This is a genomic window from Deinococcus phoenicis (assembly GCF_000599865.1).
GTDB lineage: Bacteria > Deinococcota > Deinococci > Deinococcales > Deinococcaceae > Deinococcus > Deinococcus phoenicis.
Map to the genome: position 1 here is coordinate 15,001 of NZ_JHAC01000038.1, position 13,000 is coordinate 28,000.

Below are 13,000 nucleotides of genomic sequence, written 5' to 3' on the forward strand. Positions count from 1 at the left end.
GTACCTCGACCGCAAGACCATCTGCGTGTCCACGATGGTGGGCTGCCCCGCCAAGTGCGCCTTCTGCGCGACGGGGGCGATGGGCTTCGGGCGCAACCTGACGCCGGGCGAGATCGTGGGGCAGATTCTGGCGGTGGCGGGCGGCGAGGGCCTCGCGCCGCGCGAGCTGCGGAATCTGGTGTTCATGGGCATGGGCGAGCCGCTGCTGAACTACGACCACACCATGCAGGCGGCGCGGATTCTGCTGCACCCGCAGGCGCTGGGCATGAGCAAACGCCGCGTGACCCTCAGCACGGTGGGGCTGCCCAAAGGCATCCGGCGGCTGGCGGCGGAAGACGACCTCGGCATCAAGCTGGCGATCAGCCTGCACGCGCCCGACGAGGAAACCCGCCAGCGCATCATCCCGACCGGGCACCGCAACTCGATTGCCGAGATCATGGCCTCGGCGCGGGAATACCAGGCCGTCACAGGCCGCCGCGTGACCTTCGAGTATTCGATGCTGCGCGGCGTGAACGACCACCTCTGGCAGGCGGAGGAACTCGCCGGGCTGCTGCGCGGGCTGGTCAGCCACGTGAATCTGATCCCGATGAACCCCTGGGACGGCTCGGGCTTCGAGAGCAGCACCGAGGAGGAGATTCAGGCCTTTTACGACGCCCTGGAGGCGCGTGGGGTGGACGTGAGTGTGCGGCGCTCGCGCGGCAAGGATGCGGGCGCGGCGTGCGGCCAACTCGCGCTGAAGCGGCCCGGAGCCGCAGCGGGCGCACCGGCCTGAGCGCCTCCACCGGTCCCTCGTCTGTCCCTCTGCCTCCCTTCCGGGGAGGTGCTTTTCTTGAAAGCAGCAGCCCCGGCCAGCAGATGAGGCCAGTGAGGAAGGTAAATCCACGTCCCGCCACCTTCCTCACGGCGGCGTGAGAGAATTACGGCGCCCAGCGCACCCCAAGCCGCGTAAGGGTTCAGCAAGAGCCTGATGCTACGATTTTCATGTTCCCCCCGTTCAGGAGGCCCCTCCGGTGACTCAACATAACCTCAAGGTACTGCTCGGCCTGCTGCTGGTCGCCCCTCCCGCTGCCTCGGCCCAGACGCTGCTCGACACGTCGGCGGCCATCTCGGTGCAGAACACGTTGCAGCAGGGCCAGAGCGGTTCCATGACCGTCAACTTCGATGCCTGCAAGCTCGCGCCCCAGGCCTGCCCGGAAGGCCAGGCCCCCACCGGCCAGACGCCAGCCGGGCAGACGCAACCTGCACCCGCAACCGTGGCCCCCGCCGCGACGCCCCCGGCCCCCACGCTGCCCCCCGCCCTCCCGCTGACGGAGGCGCAGCAGAAGCAACTGGCCCAGGCTCAGGCCGCCCTGGGCGCGGGGCAGCTCCCTCAGGCCCGCACCCTGTTCGAGGGCCTGATCGCGCAGAACTACCGGCAGCCGGAACCGCATTTCGGACTGGGCCTGACGCTGCTCTCTCTGGGCAATCTGAAGGGGGCCGCCTTCGAGTTCACCCAGCTCGTGGCCCTGGCCCCGGAGCGCCCCGAGGGACCGTACAACCTGGGCGTGATCGCGGGCCGCGAAGGCCGCTTTGCCGACGCGCTGCGGCTGTACGGCGAGGCCGCGACCCTAGCACGCGGCAAGGCCGGCCCCGCCACGCAGCGGCAGGTGCTGGAAGCCCTGGCCGCCGAGCAGACCCGCGCCGGAGACTTCGCGGGCCTGAGCGCCACCCTGGCCGAGATCACGGCGCTCGACCCGAACGACGTGAATGCCCAGTTCCGGCTGGCGCAGGCCCAGGTGCTCGCCGGGCAGGGCGCAGCAGCGTTGCCGGGCGTCTACGCCGTGCTGGAGCGGCAGCCCGAACGGGTGGACGCCGCGCTGCTGGTGGCCGATATCTACGTGGGCCAGGGCCTGCCGGACCGGGCAGTGCGCGAACTCGACGCCGCCGCCGGACGGGTCAGGAACGGTGGGGACCGCGCGGTCCTGCTGCTGCGCAAGGCCGACGTGCTGGCCGCGAGCGGCGACACGCGGGCCGCCGTCTTCGCCGCGCAGGATGCCGCACGCGAGGACAGCCGCAATGCGGCCGCCTTCGCGCGGCTGGCCGAGCTGCGAACCGCCCGCAACGACCGGCCCGGGGCACTCGCCGCCTATGAAAAGGCCACAGCACTCGCCCCGCAAAATGCCGCCTACCGCACCGGGCAGGCCGCCTTGCGGCTCGCGCTGGGGCAGCCGGCCGGGGCCGCGCGGGACGCCGCGCAGGCCCTGCGGCTGAGTCCCGACCCGGCCACCCTGGCCCGCGCCCAGTTCGTACAGGGTGTCGCGGCGTACCGCCAGGGCCAGTACGGCCCGGCACAGACGGCGCTGCGGGCCAGCACCGCTGCCGCTCCCAGTGCCGAGGCGTACCTGTGGCTGGGCCTCAGCGCCTACGCCCGCAAGGACTACGCCGCAGCCGCGACGGCGCTGGGCGAGAGCGTGAAGTTGAACCCCACGCCGACCGCGCGGCAGAACCTCGCGTCGGCCCTGCTCGCCAGCGCCCGCTACGCGGAGGCCGAGGCGATCCTGCGCGGCCTGGTCAGCGACACCCCCAAGAACGGCGAGGCGTGGTATCTGCTGGGCCTGGCCCAGCGCGCCCAGTCGCGTGAACCCGAAGCCCGGCAGTCGCTGAAGACGGCGGCCAATCTGGGGAATGCCAAGGCCAAGGGAGCGCTGAAGTGAGCCGCGCCGAGAGCCGACCCCGCCGCTGGCCGGACCTGCTGATCGGCCTGCTGGTCCTGCTGCTGCTCGCGGGTTTCGCCCTGCTGCTCCTCGGGCAGCGCCGCCCGCAGCTGGCCCAGGCCCCTGCACCCGTGACCGAACCGGCCCCCGCGCCCGTCATTCCCGGCGCACCCGGCACCGAGATCGTGCCGGACCACAGCGCCGCCCCCACTCCGGTCGCCTCTTCCCCAGCACCGGACAGCGCCGGAACAGAGCAGGTTGGCGGCGCGAACACGGCGGCACCGGCCCAGACGGCGGACCCCGGCAACCCGCCGGCCACCCCGGCGACTGAACCCGCAACGGCCCGCCCGGCACAGCCTGACCCGGCGAAGGCGGACGCGGGCACCTCCACACCGGAAACGCCCCCCTCGGAAACGGCGGCCCCCGCACCCACCCCGCCCGCCAGCAGCGCGCCTGCGTCAGCCAGCGGCGAAGTGCCCGTGGTGCCCGCCGAACCCATCCCGGCGGCCCCCAGCGCCCCCCCTGCCCCGCCCGTGACCCTCCCCGATCCCCCGACGAACCCCGTCCAGCCGGTTCCCTCGCAGGCGACGGCGGGCCAGCCGTCCGGTGCGTCTGGCGTCCCGCCGCGTGCCGGGGGAGCGGTCGCCACCAGCGAGCAGCGCACGCCCCTGCGGAGCGACTACCGCATCAGCCTGGGCACCTTCGGCTCGGTGGGCACCGCGCAGAGCCGGACCCAGGGCGTCCGTGATCTCGGGTACACCGTCTACCCCATCGACCTGGGGTCCCAGGCGGTCGCGCAGGTCGGCCCCTTCGCGGACGAGGCGACCGCCCGGCAGGCCCTCGCGGATATTCAGCGGGCCTATCCCAGCGCGGTTCTGTATCCTCCGCGCAACCGCAGTCTGGGCGCTGCGGGCGCGGAGAGCACCGAGAGTGCGCCTTCCCGCCCCGCCTCCCCTGCTCAGGCACCTGCGGCCCAGACAGCCTCCAGCGAGGCCCCAGCCGCCGAGACGGCCAAGCCGACAGCCGCGCCGGTGCCCAGCGGTCCCGTCTACCTCCAGGTGGGGGCCTTCGACCGGGTGGAGAGCGCCCAGACGCTGGTGGGCCAGCTGCGCGAACAGGGCTACGCGCCCACCGTGAACGCCCCCGAGGGCCGCAAGGTCAGCGTGCTGATCGGCCCCTTCAGTGGCGCGGCCGTGACCAGCGCCGAGGAGAAGCTGGACGCGAACGGCTTCGACCACTTCCGGGTCCGGTGAACGCATGACCGGGATTCCGACCGCCACCATCAGCCGCCTCGTCACCTACCTGCGAATTCTGGAAGGGCTGGAAGCGCAGGAGGTGAGCCGCACCAGCAGTGGCGACCTGGCCGAGCGGGCGGGCGTCACCGCCTTCCAGGTCCGCAAGGACCTCGCCTACTTCGGGCGCTTCGGCACGCGCGGCATGGGCTATACGGTGCCCATCCTCAAGCGTGAACTGATGCGCGTCCTGGGCCTGAACCAGACCTGGAACGTGGTGATCGTCGGCGTGGGCCGTCTGGGGCAGGCCATCGCCAACTATCCCGGCGCGAGCGATTACCAGTTCCAGTACGTGGGCCTGTTCGACGTAAACCCGGAGCTGGTCGGAACCCAGGTGCGCGGCCTGACCGTGCGCCATGTGGACGAACTGCGCGATTTCACGCGTGGGGCGCGGGTGGACATGGGCTTTCTGGCCGTGCCGCCCGAACGTGCCCAGGACGCGGCCCAGGCCCTTGCCGACGCGGGCGTGCGGGGCATTCTCAACTTCGCCCCCACCGTGATCCAGCCGCGCACCCTGGAGCGGTCCGGCCAGCAAGAAATCAGTGATGAATGGCGTGCTGTGATTGTGGAGAACGTCGATTTCCTGGCAGGCATGAAACGGCTGGCCTTTTACATCCTGAACCCGCATCTCAGCACTGTGGATACAGAGGAGAATGAATGAAAAACCTGGCTCTTGGTCTCGTGGCACCCGTTCTGCTGCTCAGCGCGTGCGGTCAAGTTGGCGTCAACAACCGTGTCGATATCGGCATCTCAACCAACGACGCCACATCACAAGTCACCGTGACCAAGACAGTCACCGCGCCCGTCGTAGACGAGAAAGGAAACGTGACCAAGCCTGGGTCCACCACCTTCAGCTCCGGCGCGTCTGGGCCGGTCAGGTTTATCTTCACCGCCAGACCCGGCTCTGACGCCGCCTACATCACCGGCTACCGGATTACCCGCTATATCATTAACGGCACTGATGTCACCGGCAAAGAGGTCGTCGAGCAAAAGAAGATGAACCTTTATGTCGGCTCAGGTTTCACCTGTGCCGAACGAACGGCCACAGATTCCTGCTCCGCCAATGGAACCAACCTGGCTCCAGCCAATGGCCTGCCCAGTGCAGAAGTCGCCATCGATTTTGCCAGCGCCCTGATTCCAGTGGCTCAGCAAATCGAAGGCCCCGCTTACAGCACCGTTGACCTTGAGTTCGTAGGCAAGAGCAGCAACGGCGCGTCTGTCGTCATTCCGGTTTCCGGTATCGGCAGCAATGCCTATTTCAATCTCGTAAACAACTGATCCCTTAACCCTTCAGCAGCAGACAGGCAGAACAAAAAAGAGAGAGGCGACCATTCCACCGCCTCTCTCGCCAGTTGCTGCTCGCCTCAGAACTTGATCAGATACTCCGCAAAGCCGTCATCCCGCGTGCGCAGGAGGGTCGCCCCGGCGGGCAGGTTCTTCTGGGCGTTGGGGCTGCTGACGTACAGCAGGGTTGCGCCGGGGATGGGCGTGAGCTTCCAGTTGCCGTCGGCGGTGGGGTTCACCGTCTTCTGCTCGTTGAAGTACTTCACCAGCGCCTCGCGGGTCTCGTCGGGGGCCTGGAGGATGATGTTCTTGCCGGTCAAGCCGGGGAAGGAGCCGCCGCCCGAAGCGCGGTAGTTGTTGGTGGCGACCACGAACTGCGCCCCTGGGTCAATGGGCTTGCCCTGATACATCAGGTTCCTGATGCGGTGGGCCTGGTCGTTGACCAGTTCGCCCTTGCTGCCGTAGCGGCTGGGCTGGGTCACGTCGATCTCGTAGGTGACGCCGTCGATCACGTCGAAGTTGTAGGTGGGGAAGCTGTCGTCGACGAGCGCCTGGGGTTCGGTCTTGCTGGGGTCGATCTGCTTGAACTGCCCGGCCGCGCGCTCCAGCCACTCCTGCACCTGCGCGCCCGTCACCAGCACGGCCTGGACGGTGTTGGGGTACACGTACAGGTCGGCCACGTTCTTGATGGCGAGCGTTCCGGCGGGAATGTCGGTGTAGTAGCTGGCCCCGCCCCGGCCCCCGGCCTTGAAGGGCGCGGCGGCGCTCAGCACCGGCAGGTCCTTGTACTGGGTATTTGCCAGCGCGGCCTTGACGTAGGCGGTCTGGGCACTACTCACGAGCTGCACGCTGGGGTCGTCCTGCACGAGGGCCCAGTAGGACGTGATGGGCGCCGTGAGATCGGCCACCTTGCCGCGCACGTAGGCGAGGGTCCCCTCATGGGCCTTCTTGACGGCGGCGGCGATGCGCGGGTCGGGCGTGATGAGGCTCTTCTTGGCCGTCTTGTCCCAGATCGGGCGCAGGCTGGCCGTTCCGTCCGCGACCGTCCACTTCTGCGCCTTGCGGTCGTAGTTCAGCTTCAGGTCCACGATCCCCAGGTCACTGCCCCAGAAGCCCGCCATCACGACCGGCTTGCCGTTGATGGTCCCCTTGGTGAGGTCCGCGCCGGGAATGCTCTTGTACACCGGCCCCGGGAACTCCTGGTGGCTGTGGCCGCTCAGGACCACGTCGATACCGGGAACCCGGGTGAGTTCGGCGGCCACGTTCTCCTGGCCGGGCTGGTAATCGGCGCTGATACCGCTGTGCGCGACGGCCACGACGATATCGGCCCCCTGGGCCTTCATCTGCGGCACGAACTTGCGCGCGGCCTCCACGATGTCGGTGGTGACGATCTTGCCGTCGAGGTTGGACTTGTCCCAGTTGACGATCTGCGGGGGCAGGAAGCCGATCACGCCCACGTTGATGACGTAGGGGCGGCCCTCGGTGTCGTAGACGATCTTGCGCTCGATCAGGTAGGGCGTGAAGGCATTTTCGCCGGGTTTGCCGTTGCCGTCGTCCTTGTAGGCGTTGGCACTCACGTAGGGCATGGGCGCGGCGGCGATCACGCCCTGGAGGAAGGGCAAGCCGTAGTTGAACTCATGGTTGCCGAGGTTGCCCGCGTCGTACTTCAGGACGCGCATGGCGGCGTGCAGGGGGTGCATCTGCCCGGCCTTGAGCGGCTGCACCCGCGCCACGAAGTCGCCCAGCGGGTTCCCCTGGATCAGGTCGCCGTTGTCGTACAGCAGCGTGTTGCGCTTCTCCTCACGGGCCTGCTTGATCAGCGTGGCCGTGTACTCCAACCCGAACTCGCCGGTGGGCTTGTCCTGGTAATAGTCGTAGCCGAGCGCATTGGTGTGCAGGTCGGTCGTTTCGAGAATACGCAGGTCGACGGTCTGCGCACCCGCCGCTCCCAGGAGCAGGGCCGTCATCAGAGCAAACTGTTTATGCACGCCCTTCAGGATACGCGCCCCGGTCAGGGTTGTGTAGACGGCGCGAGATATTCCGGTCCCAGGTCCCGGGCTGCCCCCACCCCCATCAACCCCAGCGTGAGGTCGAACTCGGCCAGCACGTTCCCCAGCACCTCGCGCACGCCCGCCTCCCCCGCGAGGGCGAGGCCGTACACGTAAGGCCGCCCCAGCAGGACGGCCCGCGCCCCCAGCGCCAGCGCCTTGGCCACGTCCGATCCGGTGCGGACCCCACTGTCGAGGAGGACCGGCAGGTCGCCCGCCGCCGCGACCACACCGGGCAGGGCGTCGAGCGCCGCCACCTCCCCGTCGATCTGGCGACCCCCGTGGTTGCTGACGATCAAGCCGTCGGCGCCCCGGCGGACCGCCTCCCGCGCGTCGTCGGGATGAAGGATGCCCTTGAGGAGAATGGGAAGGTCGGTCCACTCGCGCAGGCGGCTCACGTCGTCCCAGCCGAGGTCGGGGCGGGTATAGGTGGCGGTGAAGCGGGCGGCGGCCGAACGCATCTGCTCCAGGCTGAGGCCGAACCGGCGGCCTTTGGCGGCCAGTTCGGTCCCAGCGCGCAGCAGGGCGGGGGTGCGGGGAGGCTGCACGGCGGGGGCGGGCAGGGGCGCAGCGAGCCGCGAGCGGAACACCGGGTCGCTGAGATACTGCGCGATGCCGCGCCCACGCAAAAAGGGCAGGCTCCCCAGGTCGAGGTCGCGGGGCCGCCACCCCAGCAGCGTGGTGTCGAGCGTCAGCACGATGGCCTGTGCGCCGCAGGCTTCGGCGCGGCGCACGAAGGAGCGCGTCACCTCGTCGTCGGTGCCCCAGTAGAGCTGAAACAGGCGGGGCGAGTCGCCCATCGCGGCGGCACACTCCTCCATAGGCACGGACGCCTGCGAGCTGAAGATGAAGGGGACGTTCTCCGCGGCCGCCGCCCGCGCCACCGCCAGGTCGGCTTCCGGGTGCGCCGCCTCCAGCACGCCGATGGGCGCGAGCAGCAGCGGCGCGGACAGGGTGCGGCCCAGCAGCTCCACGCTGAGGTCACGTTCGCGGGGACCGCTGAGCCGGCGCGGCCACAGCCGGACCCGCTCGAATGCCGCGAGGTTGGCGCGCATGGTGCGCTCGGCCCCCGCCCCACCCGCGATATAGGCAAAATCCGCCGCGTTCAGTCTGGCGCGGGCGGCTTCCTGCAACCGCTCGGGCATCACCGGGACAGCGGGCCTCTCACCGCCCAGGCCCCGCACGTAGATGCGCGTCTGCCGCGAGCGGCCCGGTCCCGACCCGATGTTCGTCATGGGTCAGGATAAAGCGCCGCCCCGGTTACAGGCGGGCGGCGACCCGTGCAAAGAGGGGGGGGACAGGTGGGACCTCGCCGCCGTCGACCCACCCGAAGCGGCGGTCACGCAGCGCGGCCCCCTCGCCCACCCCCATGCCCGCCGGAAAACGGGAGGTCAGGTCGAGCGGCCCCGTCACCTCCCTGGCCCCCGGCCATAGCCCCAGCGCCCGCTCCACCTCGCGCGCATGGCCGAAATGCATCAGGTGAACTTCGGCCCCGTCCTGCCACGCGAAGCGGGCGGTCAGGTGACCCAGCGCCGCCAGGGTGCCGGGGGCCAGGACGTGCCGCACGGACAGGCCGGGGCGCAGGCGTAACGTGACCTCCAGCGCCTCGCCCAGCGCGCCGAAACTCCCCACGAAGGGCCGGGTGAGGTCGTAGCCCTGCACGTTCTTCACGGTGCGCCCGCCCGCCCGGATCACCCGCCCACTGGGGGCGCGGAAGGTCACGCCCAGCACCTCCGCCCCGAAGAAGAAGGTCTGGCCGAAGCCGCCGCGCACGACCAGGCCGCCCACCCCCCCCGGCAATTCCACGGGTGGAAAGGGGGGGAACAGGCCAGCGGGAAGCGCGGCGTAGACCTCCAGCAACCCGGTATCGCCGCTGACAGTGGCGGTCTGGTCGCCGGGAGAGAGGTCAAGGACGGGCATGGTCACTTCCAGTCTCGTCCGGCAGCACCTTCCCCGGATTCAGCGCCCCCGCCGGGTCCAGTGCCCGCTTCACGTCCCACAGGGCCGCGAGGGTCACCGGGTCCACCGCCTCGCGCATGAAGGGGCGTTTCATGGTGCCGATGCCGTGTTCGCCGCTGAGGACGCCGCCGTACCGGATGGCGACGAGGGCGATCCGGTGGGCGAGGTCGTGGACGGCTTCCGCCGACTCGCGGCGCGGATCGAACAGGATGTTGGGATGCAGGTTCCCGTCCCCGATGTGCCCGAACTGCACGACGTGAAAGCCGCTGGCGTCGCCCAGCGCGCGAATCTCGCGCACCACGTCGGGCAAGGCGCTGCGGGGCACCACGATGTCCTCGTTCATGCGCTGCGGGCGGATGCGGCCCAGCGCCGGGCTGACGCTGCGGCGGGCCTGCCACAGGGCGGCGCTCTCGGCGTCACTGGCAGCGCGGCGCACGGTGCCCCCCGCCGCCAGACAGGCGGCCTCCACCAGGGCGCGTTCCTCCTCCACCGTTTCCAGGTCGTCGCCGTCGGTGTCCACCAGCAAGACCGCTTCCGCCTCACGCGGCAGCCCCAGGTGTAGATAATCCTCAACCGCGTTCGTGCAGGCCCGGTCCATGAACTCCAGCTTGCCCGGCACGGCCCCGGCGGCAATCGCGGCGCTGACGGCCTCGGCGCAGGCCCCCACTTCCGGGAAACTCGCCATCAGGGTGCGGGTGTACTGCGGGGGCGGGGTCAGGCGCAGCGTGGCCTCGGTGATCAGGCCCAGCGTGCCCTCCGAGCCGATCAGCAGTCCGGCGAGGTCGTAGGCGTCACGGGTCAGTTCATGCACCTCGCCGTCCGCGTCCACAAATTCCAGGGCCTTGACGTAATCCCCGCTCACGCCGTACTTGAAGCACAGCGGCCCGCCCGCGTTCTCGCCCAGGTTTCCGCCGATGGTGCTGGTGCGGAAGCTGGCGGGGTCGGGGGGGTAGATCAGGCCGAAGGGCCTCGCCTTCTCCGTCACCGCCAGCGTCACCACGCCCGCCTGCGCCCGCGCCTCACGCCGCTCGGGGAAGATAGCAAGCCGGGTCATGCGGGTAAAGGAGATGACGAGGCCGGGCAAGGCCGGAGCCGCGCCGCCCGAAAGCCCACTCGCCGCCCCACGCCCCACGATGGGCACACCCGCCGCCCGCGCCGCCCGCACCGCCGTCACCACGTCCGCCGTGCTTTCCGGCAGCACCACCGCAAGAGGCGTCGCGCCGAACTGAATCGCGTCGTACCGGTAGTTCAGGCGCTCGGAGAGGTTGGACAGCACCTTTTGCGGGCCGAGCAGGCGGGTGAGTTCGGCGGCCAGAGCGTTGTCCGGTTTCCCGTTTGAGCGGGGTTTGGGGGCGGGAGAGCCGGGGGAGAGGGCGGTTTTGCGGGGGGTCATGGGCGGCAACCCCTCCGACCCCTTCGGGGCCACCTCCCCTTAAAAGGAAGGCATGAAACCTGATGTTCTGGCTCCCTTTCAAGGGGAGCTGTCGGCGCAGCCGACTGAGGGGTCATCCGCGACCCGTTCACAGCTCCCCCCGGTAAGCCAAATCCAGCACTTCCACCGTATGCAGCACCGGCACCCGGCTCCCCTGCCGCCGGACGTGGCTCTGAATCTGCGTGTGGCAGCCGATGTTGCCGCTGGCGATCAGGTCGGGCATGGTGGAAAGGATGTTCCTGGCCTTCCGCACGCCGAGCTGATTCGCCAGTTCGGGCTGTTCGAGGTTGTAGGTGCCCGCCGAGCCGCAGCACAGGTCGCCCTCGGGCACCTCCAGCACCGTCACGCCGGGGATGGCGCGCAACAGTTCGCGCGGCGCGGCGCGGACGCCCTGGGCGTGGGCGAGGTGGCAGGCGTCGTGGTAGGCGACGGTGAGGGGCCGGGAGGTGGGCAGGAAAGGTTCGAGGTCGCCTTCCCGCAGCAGCCCCGCCAGAAACTCGCTGATGTCCTGCACCTTCACCGCGAAGGCCCGCGCCTGCGCCTCATCGGGGAGGCCGTGCAGCACCACCGGGTATTCCTTGAGGCCCGCGCCGCAGCCTGCCGCGTTGCTGAGGATCGCGTCATAGTCGCCCGGGTCGAAGGCGGCGAGGTTCTGACGCACCAGCCGCAACGCTTCTTCCCGCGCGCCGGTGTGCAGCGCAGCCGCCCCGCAGCAGCCCTGCCCTTCAGGCAGCACCACCTCGATACCGTTGCGGGCCAGCACTCGGAGCGTGGCCGCGTTGAAGTTGGGGGCGAGGGCCTGTTGCGCACATCCGGCGAGGAAGGCCACCCGGCCCCGGCGTTGGCCCCTGGCGGGCGTGACCCGTGGGCTGGGCTGCATCGCCGGAACATGCTCGGGCAGCAGGTCGAGGGGCGCACGCAGCGCAGTAGGCAGCACGGGCGCGAGGGGCTTGGTGTACTGCCCCACCCGCGCGGCGAGGCTGAACACCTTCGGGGCGGGGAGAATCTTCAGGATGGCCGCCCGCTTGGCGCGGTCCAGCGGCGAACGCTCGCGCTGCGGTTCGCTCCAGCCCCGGAAACTGGTGATGAGTTCGCCGTAGGGCACGCCACTCGGGCAGGCGGTCACGCACGCCTGGCACCCCAGGCAGCGGTCGAGGTGCGGGGCGGCGTCCGCGAGGGGCAGCGCACCTTCCAGCACCTCCTTCATCAGCACGATGCGCCCGCGCGGGCTGTCCATCTCGTCACCCAGCAGGGCATAGGTCGGGCAGGCGGGCAGGCAGAAGCCGCAATGCACGCAGGCATCCACCGCGTGCGCCATCACCTCGCCCTGCGGCCCGATGTGCTGCACGGGAATGTCGTTGTTCACGGCCTCTGCCTCACGGGGGACAGGATAGAGGGGCGGAGGGGGCAGGAAAGGGAGATATGTAGGGGAGCGTCCGCGCCCCTTTACCCCCGCCGCACCTGCGCCAGAATCCCCGCCGCGATCTCCTCGACACTGGCGCTGGTGGTGTCGCGGACGGGAATCCCGACCCGCTGAAAGAGGCGCTCGGCGCGGCGGACCTCGTGTTCGCACTGTTCTAGGCTGGCGTAACGGCTGTTCGGCTTGCGCTGGGTGCGGATGGCGTGCAGGCGGCGGGGGTCGATGGTCAGGCCATGCAGCTTGGCCCGCCAGGGTTCGAGGGGAAGGGGCAGCGACTCGCGCTCGAAGTCGTCCTCGGCCAGCGGGTAATTGCTGGCGCGGATGCCGTGCTGGAGGGCCAGAAACAGGCTGGTGGGAGTCTTCCCCGCGCGGCTGACGCCGACCAGGATCACGTCGGCCAGCCCGTACTGGCGGTCGCCCAGGCCGTCGTCGGTGGCGAGGGCGAAGTCCAGGGCGTCCATGCGCGCCAGGTAGCTGCTCTGGTCGTGCATGTCGTGGTAGCGGCCCACGCTGCGGGCGGCCCTCTCGCCGAACTCATGTTCCAGCGCCGTCAGACCGGGGCCAAGCAGGTCGAACAGCTGGGCGGGCGAGGCTTCCAGTTCGCGCAGCACGGCGGCGTCGGTGATGGTGGTGAAGATCAGGGGCCGCTCGCCCCGCTGGGCCAGCGCCGCCACCTCACGGGCCACCCCTTGCGCGGCGGGCACACTGGCGACGAAGGGCCGCTGGAGGTACTTGAGGGGCTGATTGGGAAAGTGCGCCAGCAGCGCGCGGGCGGTGTTCTCGGCGGTCAGGCCGGTGTGGTCGCTAACGATCAGCACGGTGCGGGGAGGCGGGGTCATGGTGGCAGCCTGACACGCCGGGGCGGGGGGCTG

The 13,000-nt window shown here is 70.0% G+C and carries 11 protein-coding genes (1 of these 11 cut by a window edge); 5 read left to right on the plus strand and 6 right to left on the minus strand.

All coding sequences use genetic code 11. The features are described 5' to 3' along the window. The 5 genes from rlmN to DEIPH_RS12110 form a co-directional block, all read left to right on the plus strand. Window positions 1-772, plus strand: partial view of a 23S rRNA (adenine(2503)-C(2))-methyltransferase RlmN gene (gene rlmN, locus DEIPH_RS12090; protein ID WP_034358421.1) — the 3' portion only. 263 nt of this gene lie to the left of the window's left edge; 772 of the gene's 1,035 nt are visible here — the last part of the coding sequence; the start codon falls outside the window, past its left edge; its stop codon occupies window positions 770-772. Window positions 773-1,010: 238 nt separating this feature from the next. Further along, on the plus strand, window positions 1,011-2,693 hold the full coding sequence (locus tag DEIPH_RS12095) for a tetratricopeptide repeat protein (RefSeq protein WP_034358423.1): 1,683 nt from the start codon (window positions 1,011-1,013) through the stop codon (window positions 2,691-2,693). Next, a complete protein-coding gene (locus DEIPH_RS12100; protein WP_034358425.1) occupies window positions 2,690-3,946 on the plus strand; it encodes an SPOR domain-containing protein in 1,257 nt (418 codons plus the stop codon). The genes DEIPH_RS12095 and DEIPH_RS12100 overlap by 4 nt, the downstream gene beginning before the upstream one ends. A gap of 4 nt (window positions 3,947-3,950) precedes the next feature. After that, window positions 3,951-4,646 (plus strand): redox-sensing transcriptional repressor Rex, encoded by a 696-nt coding sequence (locus DEIPH_RS12105; RefSeq protein WP_034358427.1) that lies wholly within the window; start codon window positions 3,951-3,953, stop codon window positions 4,644-4,646. Then, the gene (locus DEIPH_RS12110; protein WP_034358429.1) at window positions 4,643-5,263 is read left to right on the plus strand and encodes a hypothetical protein; all 621 of its coding nucleotides are present in this window, start codon (window positions 4,643-4,645) and stop codon (window positions 5,261-5,263) included. Before DEIPH_RS12105 ends, DEIPH_RS12110 begins: the two co-directional genes overlap by 4 nt. An 86-nt stretch (window positions 5,264-5,349) precedes the next feature. Here DEIPH_RS12110 and cpdB read toward each other — a convergent pair whose 3' ends face one another. The 6 genes from cpdB to DEIPH_RS12140 form a co-directional block, all read right to left on the minus strand. Then, window positions 5,350-7,236, minus strand: a complete 1,887-nt coding sequence (cpdB, locus tag DEIPH_RS12115; RefSeq protein WP_034358430.1) for a 2',3'-cyclic-nucleotide 2'-phosphodiesterase — start codon at window positions 7,234-7,236, stop codon at window positions 5,350-5,352. A gap of 44 nt (window positions 7,237-7,280) precedes the next feature. After that, window positions 7,281-8,552 (minus strand): lactate 2-monooxygenase, encoded by a 1,272-nt coding sequence (locus DEIPH_RS12120; RefSeq protein WP_034358432.1) that lies wholly within the window; start codon window positions 8,550-8,552, stop codon window positions 7,281-7,283. A gap of 25 nt (window positions 8,553-8,577) precedes the next feature. Then, the gene (locus tag DEIPH_RS12125; RefSeq protein WP_034358434.1) at window positions 8,578-9,237 is read right to left on the minus strand and encodes a DUF5639 domain-containing protein; all 660 of its coding nucleotides are present in this window, start codon (window positions 9,235-9,237) and stop codon (window positions 8,578-8,580) included. Further along, window positions 9,224-10,669, minus strand: a complete 1,446-nt coding sequence (locus DEIPH_RS12130; RefSeq protein WP_034358436.1) for an FAD-binding oxidoreductase — start codon at window positions 10,667-10,669, stop codon at window positions 9,224-9,226. The genes DEIPH_RS12125 and DEIPH_RS12130 overlap by 14 nt, the downstream gene beginning before the upstream one ends. 127 nt (window positions 10,670-10,796) lie before the next feature. Beyond that, complete coding sequence (glcF, locus tag DEIPH_RS12135) at window positions 10,797-12,074, minus strand: glycolate oxidase subunit GlcF (RefSeq protein ID WP_034358438.1); 1,278 nt, start codon at window positions 12,072-12,074, stop codon at window positions 10,797-10,799. A gap of 80 nt (window positions 12,075-12,154) precedes the next feature. After that, entirely contained in the window at window positions 12,155-12,967 is an 813-nt protein-coding gene (locus DEIPH_RS12140) for a pyruvate, water dikinase regulatory protein (RefSeq protein ID WP_034358440.1), read from the minus strand. Window positions 12,968-13,000 lie beyond the last annotated feature (33 nt).

Excerpts from the sequence above, each read along its gene's own strand:
- DEIPH_RS12125 (WP_034358434.1), bottom strand. The coding sequence starts at position 9,237 with ATGCCCGTCCTTGACCTCTCTCCCGGCGACCAGACCGCCACTGTCAGC.
- DEIPH_RS12105 (WP_034358427.1), top strand. The coding sequence starts at position 3,951 with ATGACCGGGATTCCGACCGCCACCATCAGCCGCCTCGTCACCTACCTG.
- DEIPH_RS12120 (WP_034358432.1), bottom strand. The coding sequence starts at position 8,552 with ATGACGAACATCGGGTCGGGACCGGGCCGCTCGCGGCAGACGCGCATC.
- cpdB (WP_034358430.1), bottom strand. The coding sequence starts at position 7,236 with ATGACGGCCCTGCTCCTGGGAGCGGCGGGTGCGCAGACCGTCGACCTG.
- DEIPH_RS12130 (WP_034358436.1), bottom strand. The coding sequence starts at position 10,669 with ATGACCCCCCGCAAAACCGCCCTCTCCCCCGGCTCTCCCGCCCCCAAA.
- DEIPH_RS12140 (WP_034358440.1), bottom strand. The coding sequence starts at position 12,967 with ATGACCCCGCCTCCCCGCACCGTGCTGATCGTTAGCGACCACACCGGC.
- DEIPH_RS12110 (WP_034358429.1), top strand. The coding sequence starts at position 4,643 with ATGAAAAACCTGGCTCTTGGTCTCGTGGCACCCGTTCTGCTGCTCAGC.